The organism is Aurantiacibacter marinus, assembly GCF_001021555.1.
In the GTDB taxonomy this organism is placed as follows: domain Bacteria; phylum Pseudomonadota; class Alphaproteobacteria; order Sphingomonadales; family Sphingomonadaceae; genus Alteraurantiacibacter; species Alteraurantiacibacter marinus.
This window is the reverse complement of sequence record NZ_LDCP01000004.1, coordinates 165,793-179,765: the sequence shown is the minus strand read 5'-3', so window position 1 is coordinate 179,765 and position 13,973 is coordinate 165,793. Positions and strand designations below refer to the sequence as shown.

Genomic DNA, 13,973 nt, shown 5'->3' with positions numbered 1-13,973 from the left:
TCCGGCCGCAGGCGATAGGGAGGATGGCGCGTGGCGGAATTGATGAAAGCGGCGATATTTGTCGAGCCGGGACGGATCGTGCTGGGAGAAAAGCCGGTTCCCGATGTCGGCCCGCTCGATGCCCTGATGAAGATCACGACGACAACAATTTGCGGTACCGACGTGCACATCCTGAAGGGCGAGTATCCGGTCGAAAAGGGCCTGACCGTGGGACACGAACCGGTCGGTAGAATCGAAAAGCTCGGCTCTGCCGTTTACGGCTTTACCGAAGGTCAGCGTGTCATCGCCGGGGCAATTACGCCGTCTGGCACTTCCACTGCTTCGCTGTGCGGTTTTCACGCCCAATGCGGGGGGCAGGAAGGGCATGGCTGGAAGGCCATAGGAGGTTGGCGGTTCGGCAATACGATCGACGGTGCTCAGGCGGAATATCTGCTTGTGCCCGATGCCATGGCAAACCTTGCACCCATTCCGGATGGTCTGTCCGACGAACAGGTGCTGATGTGCCCTGATATCATGTCCACCGGATTTGGCGGGGCGGAATCAGGAAAGATCAGGATTGGCGATACGGTCGCCGTGTTTGCCCAGGGCCCCATTGGCCTGTTCGCTACTGCCGGGGCTTACATGATGGGTGCGACAACAATCATCGGCGTCGAAAGCATTCCCGCTCGCATGGCAATGTCCAGACAGATGGGCGCGACGCATGTGGTCGATTTTTCCAAAGTCGATCCGGTGGATGAAATCATGAAGATTACCGACGGACGCGGCGTGGATGTCGCGATCGAGGCGCTGGGCCTGCAATCAACTTTCGAGGGGGCGCTGCGAGTGTTGCGGCCCGGCGGCACCCTGTCTTCGCTCGGCGTCTATTCGGGCGATCTGACCATTCCGTGCGATGCCTTTTCGGCAGGGCTAGGGGATAATCACATCGTCACCACACTATGTCCCGGTGGCAAGGAACGAATGCGGCGATTGATGGCTACCGTGGCTTCCGGACGGATCGATACAAAAGCGCTGGTAACCCATCGTTTCCCGCTGGATTCAATCGTGGATGCCTACGAATTGTTTGCCAATCAGCGCGGCGGCGTGCTGAAAGTCGCGATAACGACCTGATGCAGGCGAAACACCTGGTTCGTGCTGCAACACGGAGGCGCGCAGCATGAACGAGCATTCTCCTCTCCCCCCGGATTTTTCGCGGGCTTTGCTGGCGCTGTTTGTGCTGGGCGGAATCGTGCTGTGTTACTTGATAGCGGAGCCGTTTTTTGCCGCACTTGTCTGGTCGGCCACGCTGGCTGTCCTGTTTGCAGGATTTGAGCGCAAAATGCGCCTTCGCCTGCGTTCTACGACCCTTTCCGTCGTTCTGACGATGATCCTGATCACGGTGCTGGTTGTTGTGCCCGTCCTGCTGGTATCGCGTGCAGTTCTGGATGCTGTCCTTTCGGGAGTTGCCGATGCTGAAGGACTTTTGTCGGTGGACTGGCGCAACGCGGCAAATGGTATGCCCGGCTGGCAAACAGCAGTTGCATGGATAGATGCCAATCTCGACATCGTTGATCTGGCCGACAGTTTCGCCGCAGCCATGCAGCAATTGGCGACCGACCTGCTTGTCGGCTCCCTGACCAGTGCAATCACATTGCTGCTGACTTTCTATTTCCTGTTTTATTTCTTGAGAGATAGCGATGATGCGCTTTCTGCCATCGGCCTGTTGATCCCGCTTTCCGATAGCGAATATGCCAAATTGCTCACCCGGATGACCGATACGATTTTTGCGACCGTGTGGGGCATTGCCATTGTTTCGATGGTGCAAGGATTGCTGGGCGGATTGATGTTCTGGTGGTTGGATCTGCCGTCACCGGTATTCTGGGGGCTGGTGATGGGGCTGCTGGCAATTGTGCCTTTCCTCGGGGCCTTTGTTGTCTGGCTTCCGGCGGCAATCCTTCTGGTGCTTGACGGCCAATGGTCAGCGGCCCTCATCCTCACGGTTTGGGGCACCTTGATCGTCGGGCTGATCGACAATGTCCTGTATCCGATGTTGGTCGGGCGACAATTGGCGCAGCATTCTGTAATTGCATTCATTGCCATAATCGGCGGAATCGCTGTCTTCGGCGCGCACGGATTCATTCTCGGCCCGTTGGTAATTTCCGCAACGCTGACCCTGCTGGAAATCCTGCGTACACGGCTTGACAGGCGCGAGGCGGCGATTGCTGCGGGCGAGGAACCACCGCCCCGGGCAGGCAGAACCTGACCGGGGCGCAGATCAAGGCAATGATGATCGCAGGATTGCCGGTTGTCATATGCGATCACCTGCAACCCGTACTGTACGCAGGCTGCGGATAGCGGCGTTTATTTCGCTGCTTCATGCCCCTTGATCGGGATGTGCCGGGCGGCATTCCGGCTTTCGGAATCGCGCGGTATTGCGATTGTAAGGACACCATCGCGTGAAGATGCTTCGATGTCCTCCGACCTTGCATCGTCAGGCAGGCGGAGCCGCCGCTCGAACGATCCGTACACTCGTTCCGAACGGCTGAAGTCGCGGCCCTTTTCCTCATGCTCCTCGCGTTTCTCTCCTTTGATGACCAGCATATCCTGCTGGACAGAAAGGTCGATTTCGCCAGGCGCGACGCCGGGAACTTCGACCGATACTTTATAAGTGTCATCCGTCTCGGTCATCTCGATCGCCGGAAAAGGGGCCAGTGTTGCAAGCCGGCTTGCGGGGTAGGGAGATGGCCAGCGGGTCGGGATGTCGCCCATCATCTGCTCGACCTCATCACGCATCCGCGTGAAAGGCTCGACGACATGATCGGTGAAATACTGGCGAGCAGCGTCTGATCGACGCTGCACAAGGGATTGTTCGTTCATGACGGTGTCCTCTGTCTCAATCGGGCTGAATTGCCTCGTTGCAGCCTATGGGATTCGCCGATTGCACCGGATACGCAAACCTCCGTAAGGCGCGCGGGATCAGTCCTGCAGTTCCGTCGCGGGAATAGACATCGGGCAGGAATTGGACGGTGTCCTCCTCGTCCGCTTCCGCAGTGAAATATGCGACGAATATCGGAATGACTTCAGCTGTCGGAATCGTTGTGGTTTCACCCAGATCGACAACTTCGTCAACTGCGGCGCGCGTCCAGTCGGTGCCTTCCAGCATCAGCGAAGCAAACTCGATCGCACCCTGCACCCGCACGCAGCCGTGGCTCAGCAGTCGCTCTTCGCGGCCAAACAGTTCGCGGTTTGACGTATCATGAAGGAAAACCGAGAAACGGTTTGGCATCACCAGCTTCATACGGCCAAGCGCGTTGTTATCGCCGGGCATCTGGCGATATCGCCCCTGGCTGTAGATGTATCCGCGTGCCCGGGCACCTGCCGGATCGCGGCGGACGAACGAACCGATCCCTTCGGCCGCGATGCTGGCGGGAATATTCCACCACGGGTTGAGGACTACGCCGCTGACCTGCGCGGCGAAGACTGGCGTAGGAGTGGCCCGTGTCCCGGCGATTACGCGGCGTCTGTCAATCGCCCGGTCCCCGTCCCAGACGGTCAATTCCTGCGCGGCTGTGTTCACCACGATATAGCGGCCTTCTTTGGGCAGCGGCAGGCTACGCCACCGGGCGAGGTTGAGGGCGATGTTGGCGCGGCGATCAGCGTCACTTTCGTTTGCATAAGCGCGCGCCAGTCCAAGGTATTGTGGATGGCGCGGGCGGCTGGCGCGCAGCAGCAAGCTTATCTGGTCGTTCGCCACGGCCTGGTTCAGTCGATCTGCCAGCATTTCCGGTGTCACGGGCTGAGAGATGTGCCAGCTGCCCGGCAATTGGGCCGAACAGCATTGACCGTGATAAGCCAGCAGCAGCCGCATCGCGGCGGCCTGTGCGCTTTGGTCGATGCTCGCGCGATCGCCGCTGTCGATGGCCGTGCGCAGCCGCGTGCCCAAAACGGGATCGATGGTAATGGCTTCGTGATCAGCCCGTTGCAGCCAGTGCCAGACAGCCTCGGCCTGTACGGCATCCCAACGATCTGCCGGCGGCATGGTTACGGCCTGTGCTGGCGGGGCAACCGACATCACGAATATGCAGGCGGCAATCAGGACAATGCGCATGGAACCGCGTAAAGCGTGCAAACTGATCGCGGGTAATAAGGACATCCCCTTAGCGCGCATATCTACTGTTGCTGGCATTGCGGTGAAATCCAACCAGCCAGATCGACGATGCATGGCAGTTGCCGCAAGCGCAAATCGAGGCCGCCAAGACCATGTTTCACGAAAAAGCCGACCAGACACCAGCCCGCAGCAAGAGCCAGCTTTTACGACGGGCATCGAAATGCTAGGAAAACCGTCTTCGGAACGCAGACGGCGACGAGGAAACGGGATGGCGAGATCTTCAGATGCGGGTTTGTTGGCACCGTTGGGAGGCGGTGACACACTACATGCGCTGATCGACACCATGCCCGATGCGATGATCGTCATCGATGTCGACGCGAAGATCGTATTTTTCAGCCATGGCGCTGAACGCATGTTCGGATATCTCGAAAAAGAGATCATCGGCGAAAATGTCAGCATGCTCATGCCTTCGCCCGATCGCGAACATCATGACGGTTATATTGCCCATTATCTCAAGACCGGAGAGAAGCGGATTATCGGCATTGGCCGGGTCACCACTGCGCGCGCCCGCGACGGTGCGACTTTCCCGGTCGATCTCTCGATCGGTGAGTTCGTGGCAGAGGGCGAGACCCTGTTCGCGGGGTTTATCAAGGATCTCACGGACAGCCGGGAAACCGAACAGCAATTGCACGCCTTGCAGGCAGAGCTTGCCCATGTCTCGCGCATTTCGACGATGGGAACGCTCGCGACGTCCATTGCCCACGAATTGAACCAGCCGCTCACTGCAATCACCAACTATGCCAATGCCGCCACCGATCTGCTGGAGGACCCGACAGGGGAGAATCTCGAAAAACTGCATATGGCAGTGGCTGAAACAGCAAAAGAAGCCATTCGCGCCGGGCAGGTCGTGCAGCGATTGCGCAACTTCATTGCAAAAGGCGACGGGCACCATCAATTGGCCAGCCTGCCCCGACTGGTTTCAGATGCGACAGCGCTTGCGCTTGTGAATGGCGATGGCAAAGGCGTGGACATCGAAATAAAGCTGGATCACGATGACCAAATCGTATTGGTTGACGCGATCCAGATCCAGCAAGTGCTTGTCAATCTGATCCGTAATGCACTTGAAGCGATGCAAGGCAGCACCATCAAAAGACTCCAGATTACCAGCAGCCTGCACAGCGAACGCAGCATAATGATTATCATTGCCGATAGCGGGCCGGGCCTTGACAAGCATGTCGCGGAAAGGTTGTTCCATCCCTTCGTGAGTACGAAGGAAACAGGGATGGGACTGGGCTTGTCAATCTGTCACACTATTGTGACCGCGCATGGCGGCAAGATCTGGGCCGGGGCTTCCGATCTGGGCGGCACCCAGTTCCATTTCACTCTCCCGCTTGCAGAAAAGAGCGAGGCTGATGGCTGAATGCACGATTTATCTTGTCGATGACGATGATAGCGTCCGGCGTTCGGTAGGCTTCATGCTCAAGACATCGGGTTACAAGGTCGACACATTTGCCAGCGGTGACGAATTCCTGGCGGCGGCCTCCCGGCTCGAACCTGGCTGCATCCTGCTCGATGTGCGTATGCCGGGCACTGACGGGATCGAGGTCCAGACGGAGCTTAAGAAGCTTGGGATCACGTCACCCGTCACGATCATGACCGGGCACGGTGATATCGGCATGGCCGTTACCGCAATGAAAGCAGGCGCCTGTGATTTCATCGAAAAGCCGTTTGAAAAGCATACTCTCATCCAGGCGCTTGAACATGCCGAAGAAAGGCTGAACGACGATGATCGGCGGCACAAGCGCCGTGACGATGCGATAGTGCTTCTAAATGGCCTGACTCCGCGCGAGCATGAAGTGCTGGAAGGTTTGGTGAAAGGCTATCCCAACAAGACCATCGGCTATGATCTCGGGATCAGCCCGCGAACGGTCGAGATTCACCGCGCCCACCTGATGCAGAAGGTTGGTGTTCACAGTCTGTCGGATCTTCTGCGCATAGCGTTCAGGGCCGGCCTCGGTGAAAATGATCGTACCTCGGCCGACTAGGCGTTTGCTATCGAAACGATACGAAAGGGCAGGCGGCTCCCGTCAGGTTCGGTCAGGGTAAGATATTCCCCTTGGCGGATCGGATGGTCTTCAAGATGCAAGACAGGTTCAAGATCGACTTCGCCTGCGGTATGGGAAAAAGCCCATCCACCGGGCACCTTCAACACATATCCAGACTGATCGGGTTCGTTCGGCCAGAACCTTCGGAGCGTGGCCCTTTTCGGTTCAAATGCGCGCGCCAGTTCATCGATCATTCCGCCTGCATCCAGCGGCAACCGCATTAGATAGCACCTGCTCGGCGATCCATGGGGAAAGGCTTCGGTCGGCGCGAGTTCCAGTTTGATCAATCGCCAGTTGCTCACTGCGGCACCTTTCGTTTGCGGACGTCGATGAATTCAGCCGGCGCGCGCTGTAAACACGAATTTCCACGGATCTGGCATCGGGATATATGCGTAGTTACGCTTCGGCGGCGATGGTCCATTCCAAACCGGTCGCACTATCGTGCTGACCGCAGAGGGAGGCTGTAATGCGATCAATTCTCGTACATGTTTTCGAAGATCCTTGCATGGAAGCCCGGCTTCAGTCGGCACTCGACCTCGCGAGACGCTTCGACGCGCACCTCACTTTTGTTCACGCCATACCTTTCGATTTGAGCATACCCGGCGATTTCCAGGGAGCGATGGCGCTGGAGATGACTGCTGAATTCAAACGCCAGGAGGTGCAAGTCAAAGAAAAGTACGAAGCGAGGCTCTCGAAGGAAGATGTCCGCTGGGATTGGCACACGCGCGATGGATCGGCCAAATCGGCTATGATGCACCTTGCGCCGCTCGCCGATGCAATAATAGTGGGCGCGCACAGCCTCTTCGGAGCTTATCGCAGGCCGTCCAACCTTGCCAATGATCTTGTCGGAAACGTGCGGCCGCCCGTGCTGGTCATTCCCGAAGACAGCAAGGGTCTGGCTCATGACCATCCGGTGACGATTGCCTGGAACGGATCGGCCGAGGCCAGCCATGCCGTCCAGGCAGCCATGCCGCTGCTGCGGGATGCGAGCGATGTTCATGTATTGTGCGTCGAAGAGGACCGGCTGGACCCGGATTTGCTGCCCGCCAAAGCCATTGCCGTGTATTTGTCACGGCACGATATCGAATGTGAAATTGTAAACATTGAGCTCGGCACACCCGCTGACGGCATGATTGCGAAAAAGCTGTTCGACGCAAGCGGCCAGCGCCTTGCGCCGCTCATGGTTGCGGGTGCTTATGGCCATTCGCGTTTCCGCGAATGGGTGCTGGGCGGGGTGACCCGCGACTTGCTGGACGATCCGCCGATAGCCGTGATGCTTTCGCACTGATTGCGGGCGGCCGTTTGTGGGGGGATCGTCCGCGCAGCTGCCAGCCGAGTGTTGCAAGAGCGACCGCAGGTGCTGGAAATTTGATCGGGCGAAGATCAGGCGCATTTATTCCCGGACCGGTCAAACCACCAGGCCAATCGGGCTATTTCAAACCAACGCTGAAGGTTTCCTGCACGGGCGATGGTTGTCAGGAAGCCTGCGAGATTGTTTCTGTCGACACAGGAACGTAAATGGCTTGGGGGCCGGTTTGGACTGACCGCGCAACAGGCGCTCGTCTCTGGGAAAGAATATTATGCTCTCGCGCTATTTTCCAATTCTTGAATGGGGGCGAACCTACAACCGTTCAGTGCTGTCGCATGACCTTCTGGCGGCCGTGATCGTCACGATAATGCTGATACCACAAAGCCTTGCCTATGCCCTTTTGGCTGGGCTTCCGCCGGTTGTTGGTTTGTACGCTTCAATCCTGCCGCTGGTCTTGTACGCGATCTTTGGCACCAGTCGTACGCTGGCGGTTGGGCCTGTGGCGGTTGTATCCTTGATGACGGCATCGGCTGCAGGAGCGGTCGCCGATCAAGGCACTGCGGCTTATCTGGAGGCGGCCATCACGCTCGCATTCCTTTCCGGCATCATGCTTGCGGTTTTGGGTCTGTTGCGCGCCGGTTTCCTGGCCAATCTGTTGTCTCATCCGGTTATCAGCGGTTTCATCACCGCGTCGGGAATCCTGATCGCGACAAGCCAGCTGAAGCATATTTTCGGGATAAGTGCAGGCGGTGACAATTGGCCTGAAATGCTCGGCTCGCTGGCGCGGTCTTTTGGCGACACGAATTCATGGACGCTTGCGATTGGCATTCCTGCGACGCTCTTTCTCTTCTGGGTGCGAAAGGGCGCTAAACCGGCGCTGCAGGGCATGGGGCTGCCAGCACGCGCTGCCGAAATGGTCGCCAAGGCGGGGCCCGTCGCTGCTGTTGCGTTAACGATCCTTGCCGTGCTTGCCTTCGATCTGGATGGGCGCGGTGTCAGCCTTGTCGGTGCCATTCCGCAAGGCCTGCCGCCCTTCGCCATGCCCTCGACAGATATCTCGCTGATCGAGAAGCTCTGGGTGCCTGCATTGCTAATTTCGATCATCGGTTTCGTTGAAAGTGTATCTGTTGCGCAAACATTGGCTGCCAAGCGGCGCCAAAGGATTGCCCCTGACCAGGAGTTGATCGGATTGGGCGCGGCAAATATCGCCAGCGCGTTTTCCGGTGGATATCCGGTGACAGGCGGGTTCGCCCGCTCCGCTGTCAATTTTGATGCTGGTGCGCAAACCCCCGCCGCCGGTGCCTACACGGCCATCGGCATAGCGTTCGCCACGCTTTTCCTCACACCGCTGCTGTTCAATCTGCCCATCGCGACCCTTGCCGCAACCATCATTGTCGCAGTGTTAAGCCTGGTCGATCTCAAGACGCCAGGACAGCTTTGGCGTTATTCGAAGGCGGACTTTGCCGCGCATGTCGTGACCATTGTCTGCACGCTTCTGGCCGGCGTTGAACTGGGGGTTATCGCCGGTGTTGCTTTGGGTTTGCTGCTGTATCTCTGGCGTGCCAGCCGCCCGCATGCCGCAATTGTCGGGCGCGTTCCTGAAACGGAGCATTTCCGCAATGTGGAGCGGCACAAGGTTTTCACAGTCCCGCACGTTCTGTCGATCCGTATCGATGAAGCGCTGACGTATCTCAATGCGCGCTGGCTTGAGGAATATGTGCTTGAGCAAGTGGCAGATCGCCCGGCGGTGCGGCACGTTATTTTGATGTGCAGTGCGGTCAATGAAGTGGATGCTTCGGGCCTGGAAAGTCTGGAGGCGATAAGCCACCGTCTGGCAGATGGCGGGATCTGTCTGCATCTGTCCGAGGTCAAAGGGCCGGTCATGGATCGCCTGAAGCGAACGGATTTCCTTGATGAATTGAACGGCAAGGTGTTCCTGTCGCAGGATCAGGCATTTGCGCAGGCATCAAAGGACACAGGCGAGCCGCGCGCTCCGACAGATCATGACGCGGCGCGCGGGCTTATCTGAATATGCCGAATTTCGGAGACTGAAGTGAAGTTGCTGATCCCTCCACCTATCGTTGCAGCACTTTGCGGGCTGGCCATGTGGAGTCTTGACGAAGCTTTACCCGAATTGCATTTCACATTTCCGTTTCAGCCGGTTCTGGCGTGCTCCCTCATCGCTGCGGGGATTGTGATCGATCTTGTTTCTATCGCTGCATTTCGCAGGGCCAGGACGACTGTGACGCCGCTTTCGCCTGAGAAAGCGTCAAAGCTGGTCGTCGGCGGTCTTTATAATTTTACCCGCAATCCAATGTATCTCGGGATGGTAGTGCTGTTGTCGGGTGTGGCCGTCTGGCTCGGTTCTGCCGCCGGCTTTGCGATCATTGTGATTTTCGCCGCATACATCACCAGATTCCAGATTATACCGGAAGAAGAACGGCTTGAGGCGATCTTCGGAGACCAATTCCGCAGCTACAGGCAGCGTGTGCGGCGCTGGATTTAGGCAAGATGAACTTGGGGCAGGCGCAAACCCTAATCAATAACGCTGCTGACAGGGCGAGGTGGTTGCTGCCGGAAATGACCTCAGGGCACCGATTAAATCAGCCCTTCGTTTGCCTTGCGGTGCGCATCCATGACATAAGTGTGTCTTCTGGGGGATGACGTTAAATGGCAGAATTCGTGACCAAGATCGCTTGCCTTGCTTTGCTTGGCGCTGCGGGAATGGCGCTATCCAATCCGGTGAACGCGCAATCGTTCGACGAATTGGACCGGCTGTCTGATCTGACGGTCAATGAAGAGAGCGGGATCGCTGCGGCGCAGGATCAGGCCGCGCGTGGCCTGTTGCTGGAAGCTCTCGCCGCGCTGGAGCGGGTCATGGCTGTTTATCCAGAATCGCTGAACGCACGAATGCTGCATGCCTTCTACCTGTGCGCGATTGACGATCAGCAAGGTGCCCGTGTTGAAATAAACAATATGGATGAAGACGATTTCGGGCGGCAGAACCTGTCCGAACTGCGCGCTCGCTGTCCGGCCGCGAGCAATGAATTCAGGGTCTTGCCTGCCGCACCGGTGCAGGGCGGGGGCAAGAAGGGGTAGATCATGCGCAGCACCAAACGTCTTTTCGCCCTACTTGCAACCGGTACGATACTTGCCGCCGTGCCCATGGTTTCTCCGGCACATGCCCAGCGGACCGAGATCGGCAATGCATCCACAGTCGTAGGCGAGGTCACGCTCGACAATGACAGTCTGCGTCGTCCGCGCGAATTGCGTCGGAGAGACAGGATCGCCTGGGGCGATCTGATCGAGACCGAAAGCCGTTCACAATTGCAGATCCTGCTGCTGGACCGTTCGTCTTACGGCATCGGCGCCCGCTCCCGCGTGCGCATTGACCGGCACGTTTATGACCCCGATGCGGGCAGTTCCACGGTCGTCACGTTCCTGCAGGGCGCCCTGCGGTACCTCTCTGGCAGGCAAAGCGACGGGAACGACACCAATATCCGCACGCCGGCAGGCCGAATTGGCATTCGCGGCACCGCACTCGATGTGCTTGTTGGGGAGGATGCGGAGGATATCGCCGAGGACGAAGATGCCGTTGGCGGCATGCGCAGCGATGATGATGAGGCGACGCTTGTTATCTTGCGCGGCCCGGGCGCTAATACAGGTGGCGGGCTGACGCTGGGGCTGGTCGAGGTAGAGGCTGCAGGGGTTACCATAGTGCTCAGTGAACCCGGGCAGGCATCCTACATACCTTTCAATGGTTCACCGCCTATCGGACCGTTCCGTATGTCGGACAGCGGCCTGGCCGATGTGCAGGAAGAACTTGCACCAGAAGTTGCCCGCGCAAACAGTGGCGGCAGCTTCCTGGAAACCTTGATACCCATAGCGGTAGGGGCAGTTGCGGTGGGTCTTCTGCTCACAAGCGGCGATGATAACGTACAGGGCACGCCCACCGCGGACAGTCCCGATCAACCAGGTGTTCCGCCTGTTGTGGGCATTCCGCCGCGTCAGCCGCAGTATCCGCAGGATGACGTATCCGGAACGGCGGAAGTGCCGCCTGAAGAAGCGCCGCGTGACACGGCAGAGACACCGCCGCGTGACACGGCAGAGACACCGCCGAGTGACACGGCAGAGACACCACCGAGTGATACGGCAGAGACACCGCCGCGCGGCGATCCGAAAATCGATTAGCCCGGCTTACTTCCGGGTTGCCTGAAATACCCCGTCCCAATCGTCGTCTGACGGGTCTTGCCGCAATTGCGCGATCCGGTCCCGGTACAGAACGTGCAGATCTGCAATGCCTAGCGCGTCATATTGCGCCGCGCCTTCCTGCAACCGCTGTTCAGCTGCGGTCCAATCCTGCCCTCTGTAAGCGGTCATCATGGCGACGTGGCTTGCGGACAGCCTTACAAAACCATCATCATCCCGAAGAACTTCGTCGCCGAGCAGCGCAAAGATGGTTTCGGGCGTCTCACGCCCGACAACGCGCACGCGGTCTATTTCCAGCAGCGCGAAACCGTGAAGCTGATTGGCGAGCGCGCTGCCCGCAATGATCGGTACGCCATACTGCTTGGTCAGCCCTTCAAGCCGCGACGCGACGTTCACGGGGTCACCGATCAAAGTGTAGGACAGCCGCTGGCGAGAGCCCATGTTCCCGACACAGCACACGCCTGAATTGAGGCCGATTCCGATCTTCACCTCATCCGGCCAGACCACATCGGTGCGGCCCGCCATGGCGGCATTGAGTTCGTGAGTCGCCCTGATCATTTCCAGTGCTGCACGGGCCGCATTGCGGTGGTGATCCGGATCGTCGAGCGGGGCGTTCCAGAACGCCAGAATGGCGTCCCCTATATACTTGTCGAGCGTGGCCTTGTGGCTCAGCAGAATCTCGCTCATCGGAGACAGGAAAGCGATCAGGAATTCGATGACTTCGCGCGGGGTATAGCGTTCCGAAATGCGGGAAAAGCCGCGAATGTCACACATCATCACGCTCATGTCGCGCTCTTCGCCGCCAAGCTCGAGCGTTTCGGGACTGGCGGCAATCTGGCGGACCATTTCGGGCGAAAGATAGCGATCGAAGGCTGAGTGGATATAGCGCCGCTGGCGTTCCTCGCGGAAAAACACCGCCGCTGTCTGCACAACGTAGATCGCGCCGAGCGCGACAATCGGATATGTTGGATCAAGCAGATAACGCAGCTGGGTAAAGGCAAGCCAGCTTCCCGTGATGACCGCTGCAATAATTGCCCCGGCAACCAGCGCGCTGGACAGGGCACCAAGCCGCGGAAGCAACAAAACCAGTCCGCCTCCAAGCACCAATACCAGCAGGAGTTCGAGGCCAAGTGCCCAATCGGGCCGGTCAAGGAAATCGCCGGCCAGGATTTGCTCGGCCGCCGCCGCGTGTACGCTGACCCCGGCAACCTGAGACTGGCTGACCGGCGTGGCGACAAGGTCTTGCAACCCTTGCGCGCTACCGCCAACAAAGACGATCTTGCCCGCCACCTGGATGGCCAGTTCAGCGTCACTTATGGCATCGGTTATTATCGGCGCAGCAGGGATCATCGCAACCGAGTTTGGCGGCGTAAAATGGATCCACATTTCACCCGCATCATTAACCGGTATCTCCTTGTTGCCAAGGCGTACCGATACCGCTGCACCCGGTGCTGAAAGCGTCTGTCCCGAACCATCGCTTGCCAGCAGGTTTGGCGAACCAAGGTCCTGTGCAACCCGCACAGCTTCCAGCGACAGCGCCGGCACCAAAACGCCGCGGTGGATTGCCACCATGCTGGCCCGCCGGACGATGCCGTCAGCATCGGGATCGATTGTGACCGATCCGATCCCGGCAGATGCATCCTCCAGTTCAGGAAGAGGCAGAAGCGCACCGGGATATTCACGCACATATTCGTCAGGCACAGTGCCATTGATGGTGAAGCTGGCGGCAGGCTCGACATCGCGGCCGATTTCCGAGGAATCGAGGAAGAAGCCGGTTACCACCGGCACCGTGGCAAATGCCTCTGCAAGCAGCGCATCATGGCTGGGCAGGCCCGCAAGCCCCTCTCCCAGTGCCGCCCCTTCGCCAGAACGGGCATACCTTTCGGCGATTGCCGCTGGTGAAGTCCTGTCGGGTTCGGAAAAAACGATATCATAAGCGACGACGACGGCACCGGCTTCACCCAGCCTGCGGGTCAGCTTGGCAAGGTCGGTGCGCGGCCATGGCCATTGTCCCAGCTGCGCAATCGATGCTTCGTCTATGTCTACGACAACAACTTGCCCTTCGCCCGCTTGGGCGCGCGGCGAAGCCATCTGGTAATTGTCGAAGACTTGCCAGCGAATGCGTTCAAGCGGGCCAAAGTCTGCAAATTGCAGCAGCGCCACGAACAGCAATACGATGACGCCCGCCATTTCCGGGCCGAGCCCGCGCAGTCGCTGCACTTTTTGAAACATTACTGCATCCCCCGGGCCCTGTTTTGCAGCTTAG

13 protein-coding genes are annotated in these 13,973 nt (G+C 58.6%); 9 read left to right on the top strand and 4 right to left on the bottom strand.

The features are described 5' to 3' along the window. The first annotated feature begins 30 nt into the window (after window positions 1-30). Together AB731_RS12875 and AB731_RS12870 are read left to right on the top strand one after the other, a co-directional pair. On the top strand, window positions 31-1,107 hold the full coding sequence (locus AB731_RS12875; protein ID WP_197076230.1) for an NAD(P)-dependent alcohol dehydrogenase: 1,077 nt from the start codon (window positions 31-33) through the stop codon (window positions 1,105-1,107). Window positions 1,108-1,153: 46 nt separating this feature from the next. Continuing rightward, complete coding sequence (locus AB731_RS12870) at window positions 1,154-2,239, top strand: AI-2E family transporter (RefSeq protein ID WP_047094431.1); 1,086 nt, start codon at window positions 1,154-1,156, stop codon at window positions 2,237-2,239. Window positions 2,240-2,337: 98 nt separating this feature from the next. Here the strand turns inward: AB731_RS12870 and AB731_RS12865 are convergent, their stop codons facing one another. Together AB731_RS12865 and AB731_RS12860 are read right to left on the bottom strand one after the other, a co-directional pair. Continuing rightward, window positions 2,338-2,853 carry an Hsp20/alpha crystallin family protein gene (locus AB731_RS12865; protein WP_052769066.1) on the bottom strand — a complete coding sequence of 172 codons (516 nt, stop codon included), beginning with the start codon at window positions 2,851-2,853 and terminating at the stop codon, window positions 2,338-2,340. A gap of 16 nt (window positions 2,854-2,869) precedes the next feature. Further along, on the bottom strand, window positions 2,870-4,084 hold the full coding sequence (locus tag AB731_RS12860; protein WP_052769065.1) for a L,D-transpeptidase family protein: 1,215 nt from the start codon (window positions 4,082-4,084) through the stop codon (window positions 2,870-2,872). 268 nt (window positions 4,085-4,352) lie between these two features. On the opposite strand from AB731_RS12860, the gene AB731_RS12855 reads away from it, so the two are divergent. Together AB731_RS12855 and AB731_RS12850 are read left to right on the top strand one after the other, a co-directional pair. Beyond that, window positions 4,353-5,504: a sensor histidine kinase gene (locus AB731_RS12855; RefSeq protein WP_047094430.1), complete on the top strand. Its 1,152-nt coding sequence runs from the start codon at window positions 4,353-4,355 to the stop codon at window positions 5,502-5,504. Beyond that, on the top strand, window positions 5,497-6,129 hold the full coding sequence (locus tag AB731_RS12850) for a response regulator transcription factor (protein ID WP_047094429.1): 633 nt from the start codon (window positions 5,497-5,499) through the stop codon (window positions 6,127-6,129). Before AB731_RS12855 ends, AB731_RS12850 begins: the two co-directional genes overlap by 8 nt. Here AB731_RS12850 and AB731_RS12845 read toward each other — a convergent pair. Next, entirely contained in the window at window positions 6,126-6,410 is a 285-nt protein-coding gene (locus AB731_RS12845) for a hypothetical protein (protein WP_231638948.1), read from the bottom strand. The genes AB731_RS12850 and AB731_RS12845 overlap by 4 nt on opposite strands. A 245-nt stretch (window positions 6,411-6,655) precedes the next feature. Between AB731_RS12845 and AB731_RS12840 the strand changes: the two genes are divergently transcribed. The 5 genes from AB731_RS12840 to AB731_RS12820 all read left to right on the top strand — a co-directional run bounded on the left by AB731_RS12840 (window position 6,656) and on the right by AB731_RS12820 (window position 11,689). Beyond that, window positions 6,656-7,477: a universal stress protein gene (locus tag AB731_RS12840; RefSeq protein WP_047094427.1), complete on the top strand. Its 822-nt coding sequence runs from the start codon at window positions 6,656-6,658 to the stop codon at window positions 7,475-7,477. Window positions 7,478-7,769: 292 nt separating this feature from the next. After that, window positions 7,770-9,527 (top strand): SulP family inorganic anion transporter, encoded by a 1,758-nt coding sequence (locus AB731_RS12835; RefSeq protein WP_047094426.1) that lies wholly within the window; start codon window positions 7,770-7,772, stop codon window positions 9,525-9,527. A 24-nt stretch (window positions 9,528-9,551) separates the two neighbouring features. Further along, window positions 9,552-10,004, top strand: coding sequence for a methyltransferase family protein (locus AB731_RS12830; RefSeq protein WP_047310228.1), 453 nt, complete (start codon window positions 9,552-9,554; stop codon window positions 10,002-10,004). 164 nt (window positions 10,005-10,168) lie between these two features. Then, entirely contained in the window at window positions 10,169-10,597 is a 429-nt protein-coding gene (locus tag AB731_RS12825) for a hypothetical protein (protein ID WP_047094424.1), read from the top strand. Window positions 10,598-10,600: 3 nt separating this feature from the next. Then, complete coding sequence (locus AB731_RS12820) at window positions 10,601-11,689, top strand: FecR domain-containing protein (protein ID WP_047094423.1); 1,089 nt, start codon at window positions 10,601-10,603, stop codon at window positions 11,687-11,689. A gap of 6 nt (window positions 11,690-11,695) precedes the next feature. On the opposite strand, the gene AB731_RS12815 is transcribed toward AB731_RS12820, so the two are convergent. Beyond that, a complete protein-coding gene (locus tag AB731_RS12815) occupies window positions 11,696-13,939 on the bottom strand; it encodes a CHASE2 domain-containing protein (protein ID WP_047094422.1) in 2,244 nt (747 codons plus the stop codon). Window positions 13,940-13,973: the final 34 nt, after the last annotated feature.

Coding starts and splice junctions, on each gene's coding strand:
- AB731_RS12870 (WP_047094431.1), top strand. CDS start 1,154: ATGAACGAGCATTCTCCTCTCCCCCCGGATTTTTCGCGGGCTTTGCTG.
- AB731_RS12865 (WP_052769066.1), bottom strand. CDS start 2,853: ATGAACGAACAATCCCTTGTGCAGCGTCGATCAGACGCTGCTCGCCAG.
- AB731_RS12860 (WP_052769065.1), bottom strand. CDS start 4,084: ATGCGCATTGTCCTGATTGCCGCCTGCATATTCGTGATGTCGGTTGCC.
- AB731_RS12855 (WP_047094430.1), top strand. CDS start 4,353: ATGGCGAGATCTTCAGATGCGGGTTTGTTGGCACCGTTGGGAGGCGGT.
- AB731_RS12850 (WP_047094429.1), top strand. CDS start 5,497: ATGGCTGAATGCACGATTTATCTTGTCGATGACGATGATAGCGTCCGG.
- AB731_RS12845 (WP_231638948.1), bottom strand. CDS start 6,410: ATGCGGTTGCCGCTGGATGCAGGCGGAATGATCGATGAACTGGCGCGC.
- AB731_RS12840 (WP_047094427.1), top strand. CDS start 6,656: ATGCGATCAATTCTCGTACATGTTTTCGAAGATCCTTGCATGGAAGCC.
- AB731_RS12835 (WP_047094426.1), top strand. CDS start 7,770: ATGCTCTCGCGCTATTTTCCAATTCTTGAATGGGGGCGAACCTACAAC.
- AB731_RS12825 (WP_047094424.1), top strand. CDS start 10,169: ATGGCAGAATTCGTGACCAAGATCGCTTGCCTTGCTTTGCTTGGCGCT.
- AB731_RS12820 (WP_047094423.1), top strand. CDS start 10,601: ATGCGCAGCACCAAACGTCTTTTCGCCCTACTTGCAACCGGTACGATA.
- AB731_RS12815 (WP_047094422.1), bottom strand. CDS start 13,939: ATGTTTCAAAAAGTGCAGCGACTGCGCGGGCTCGGCCCGGAAATGGCG.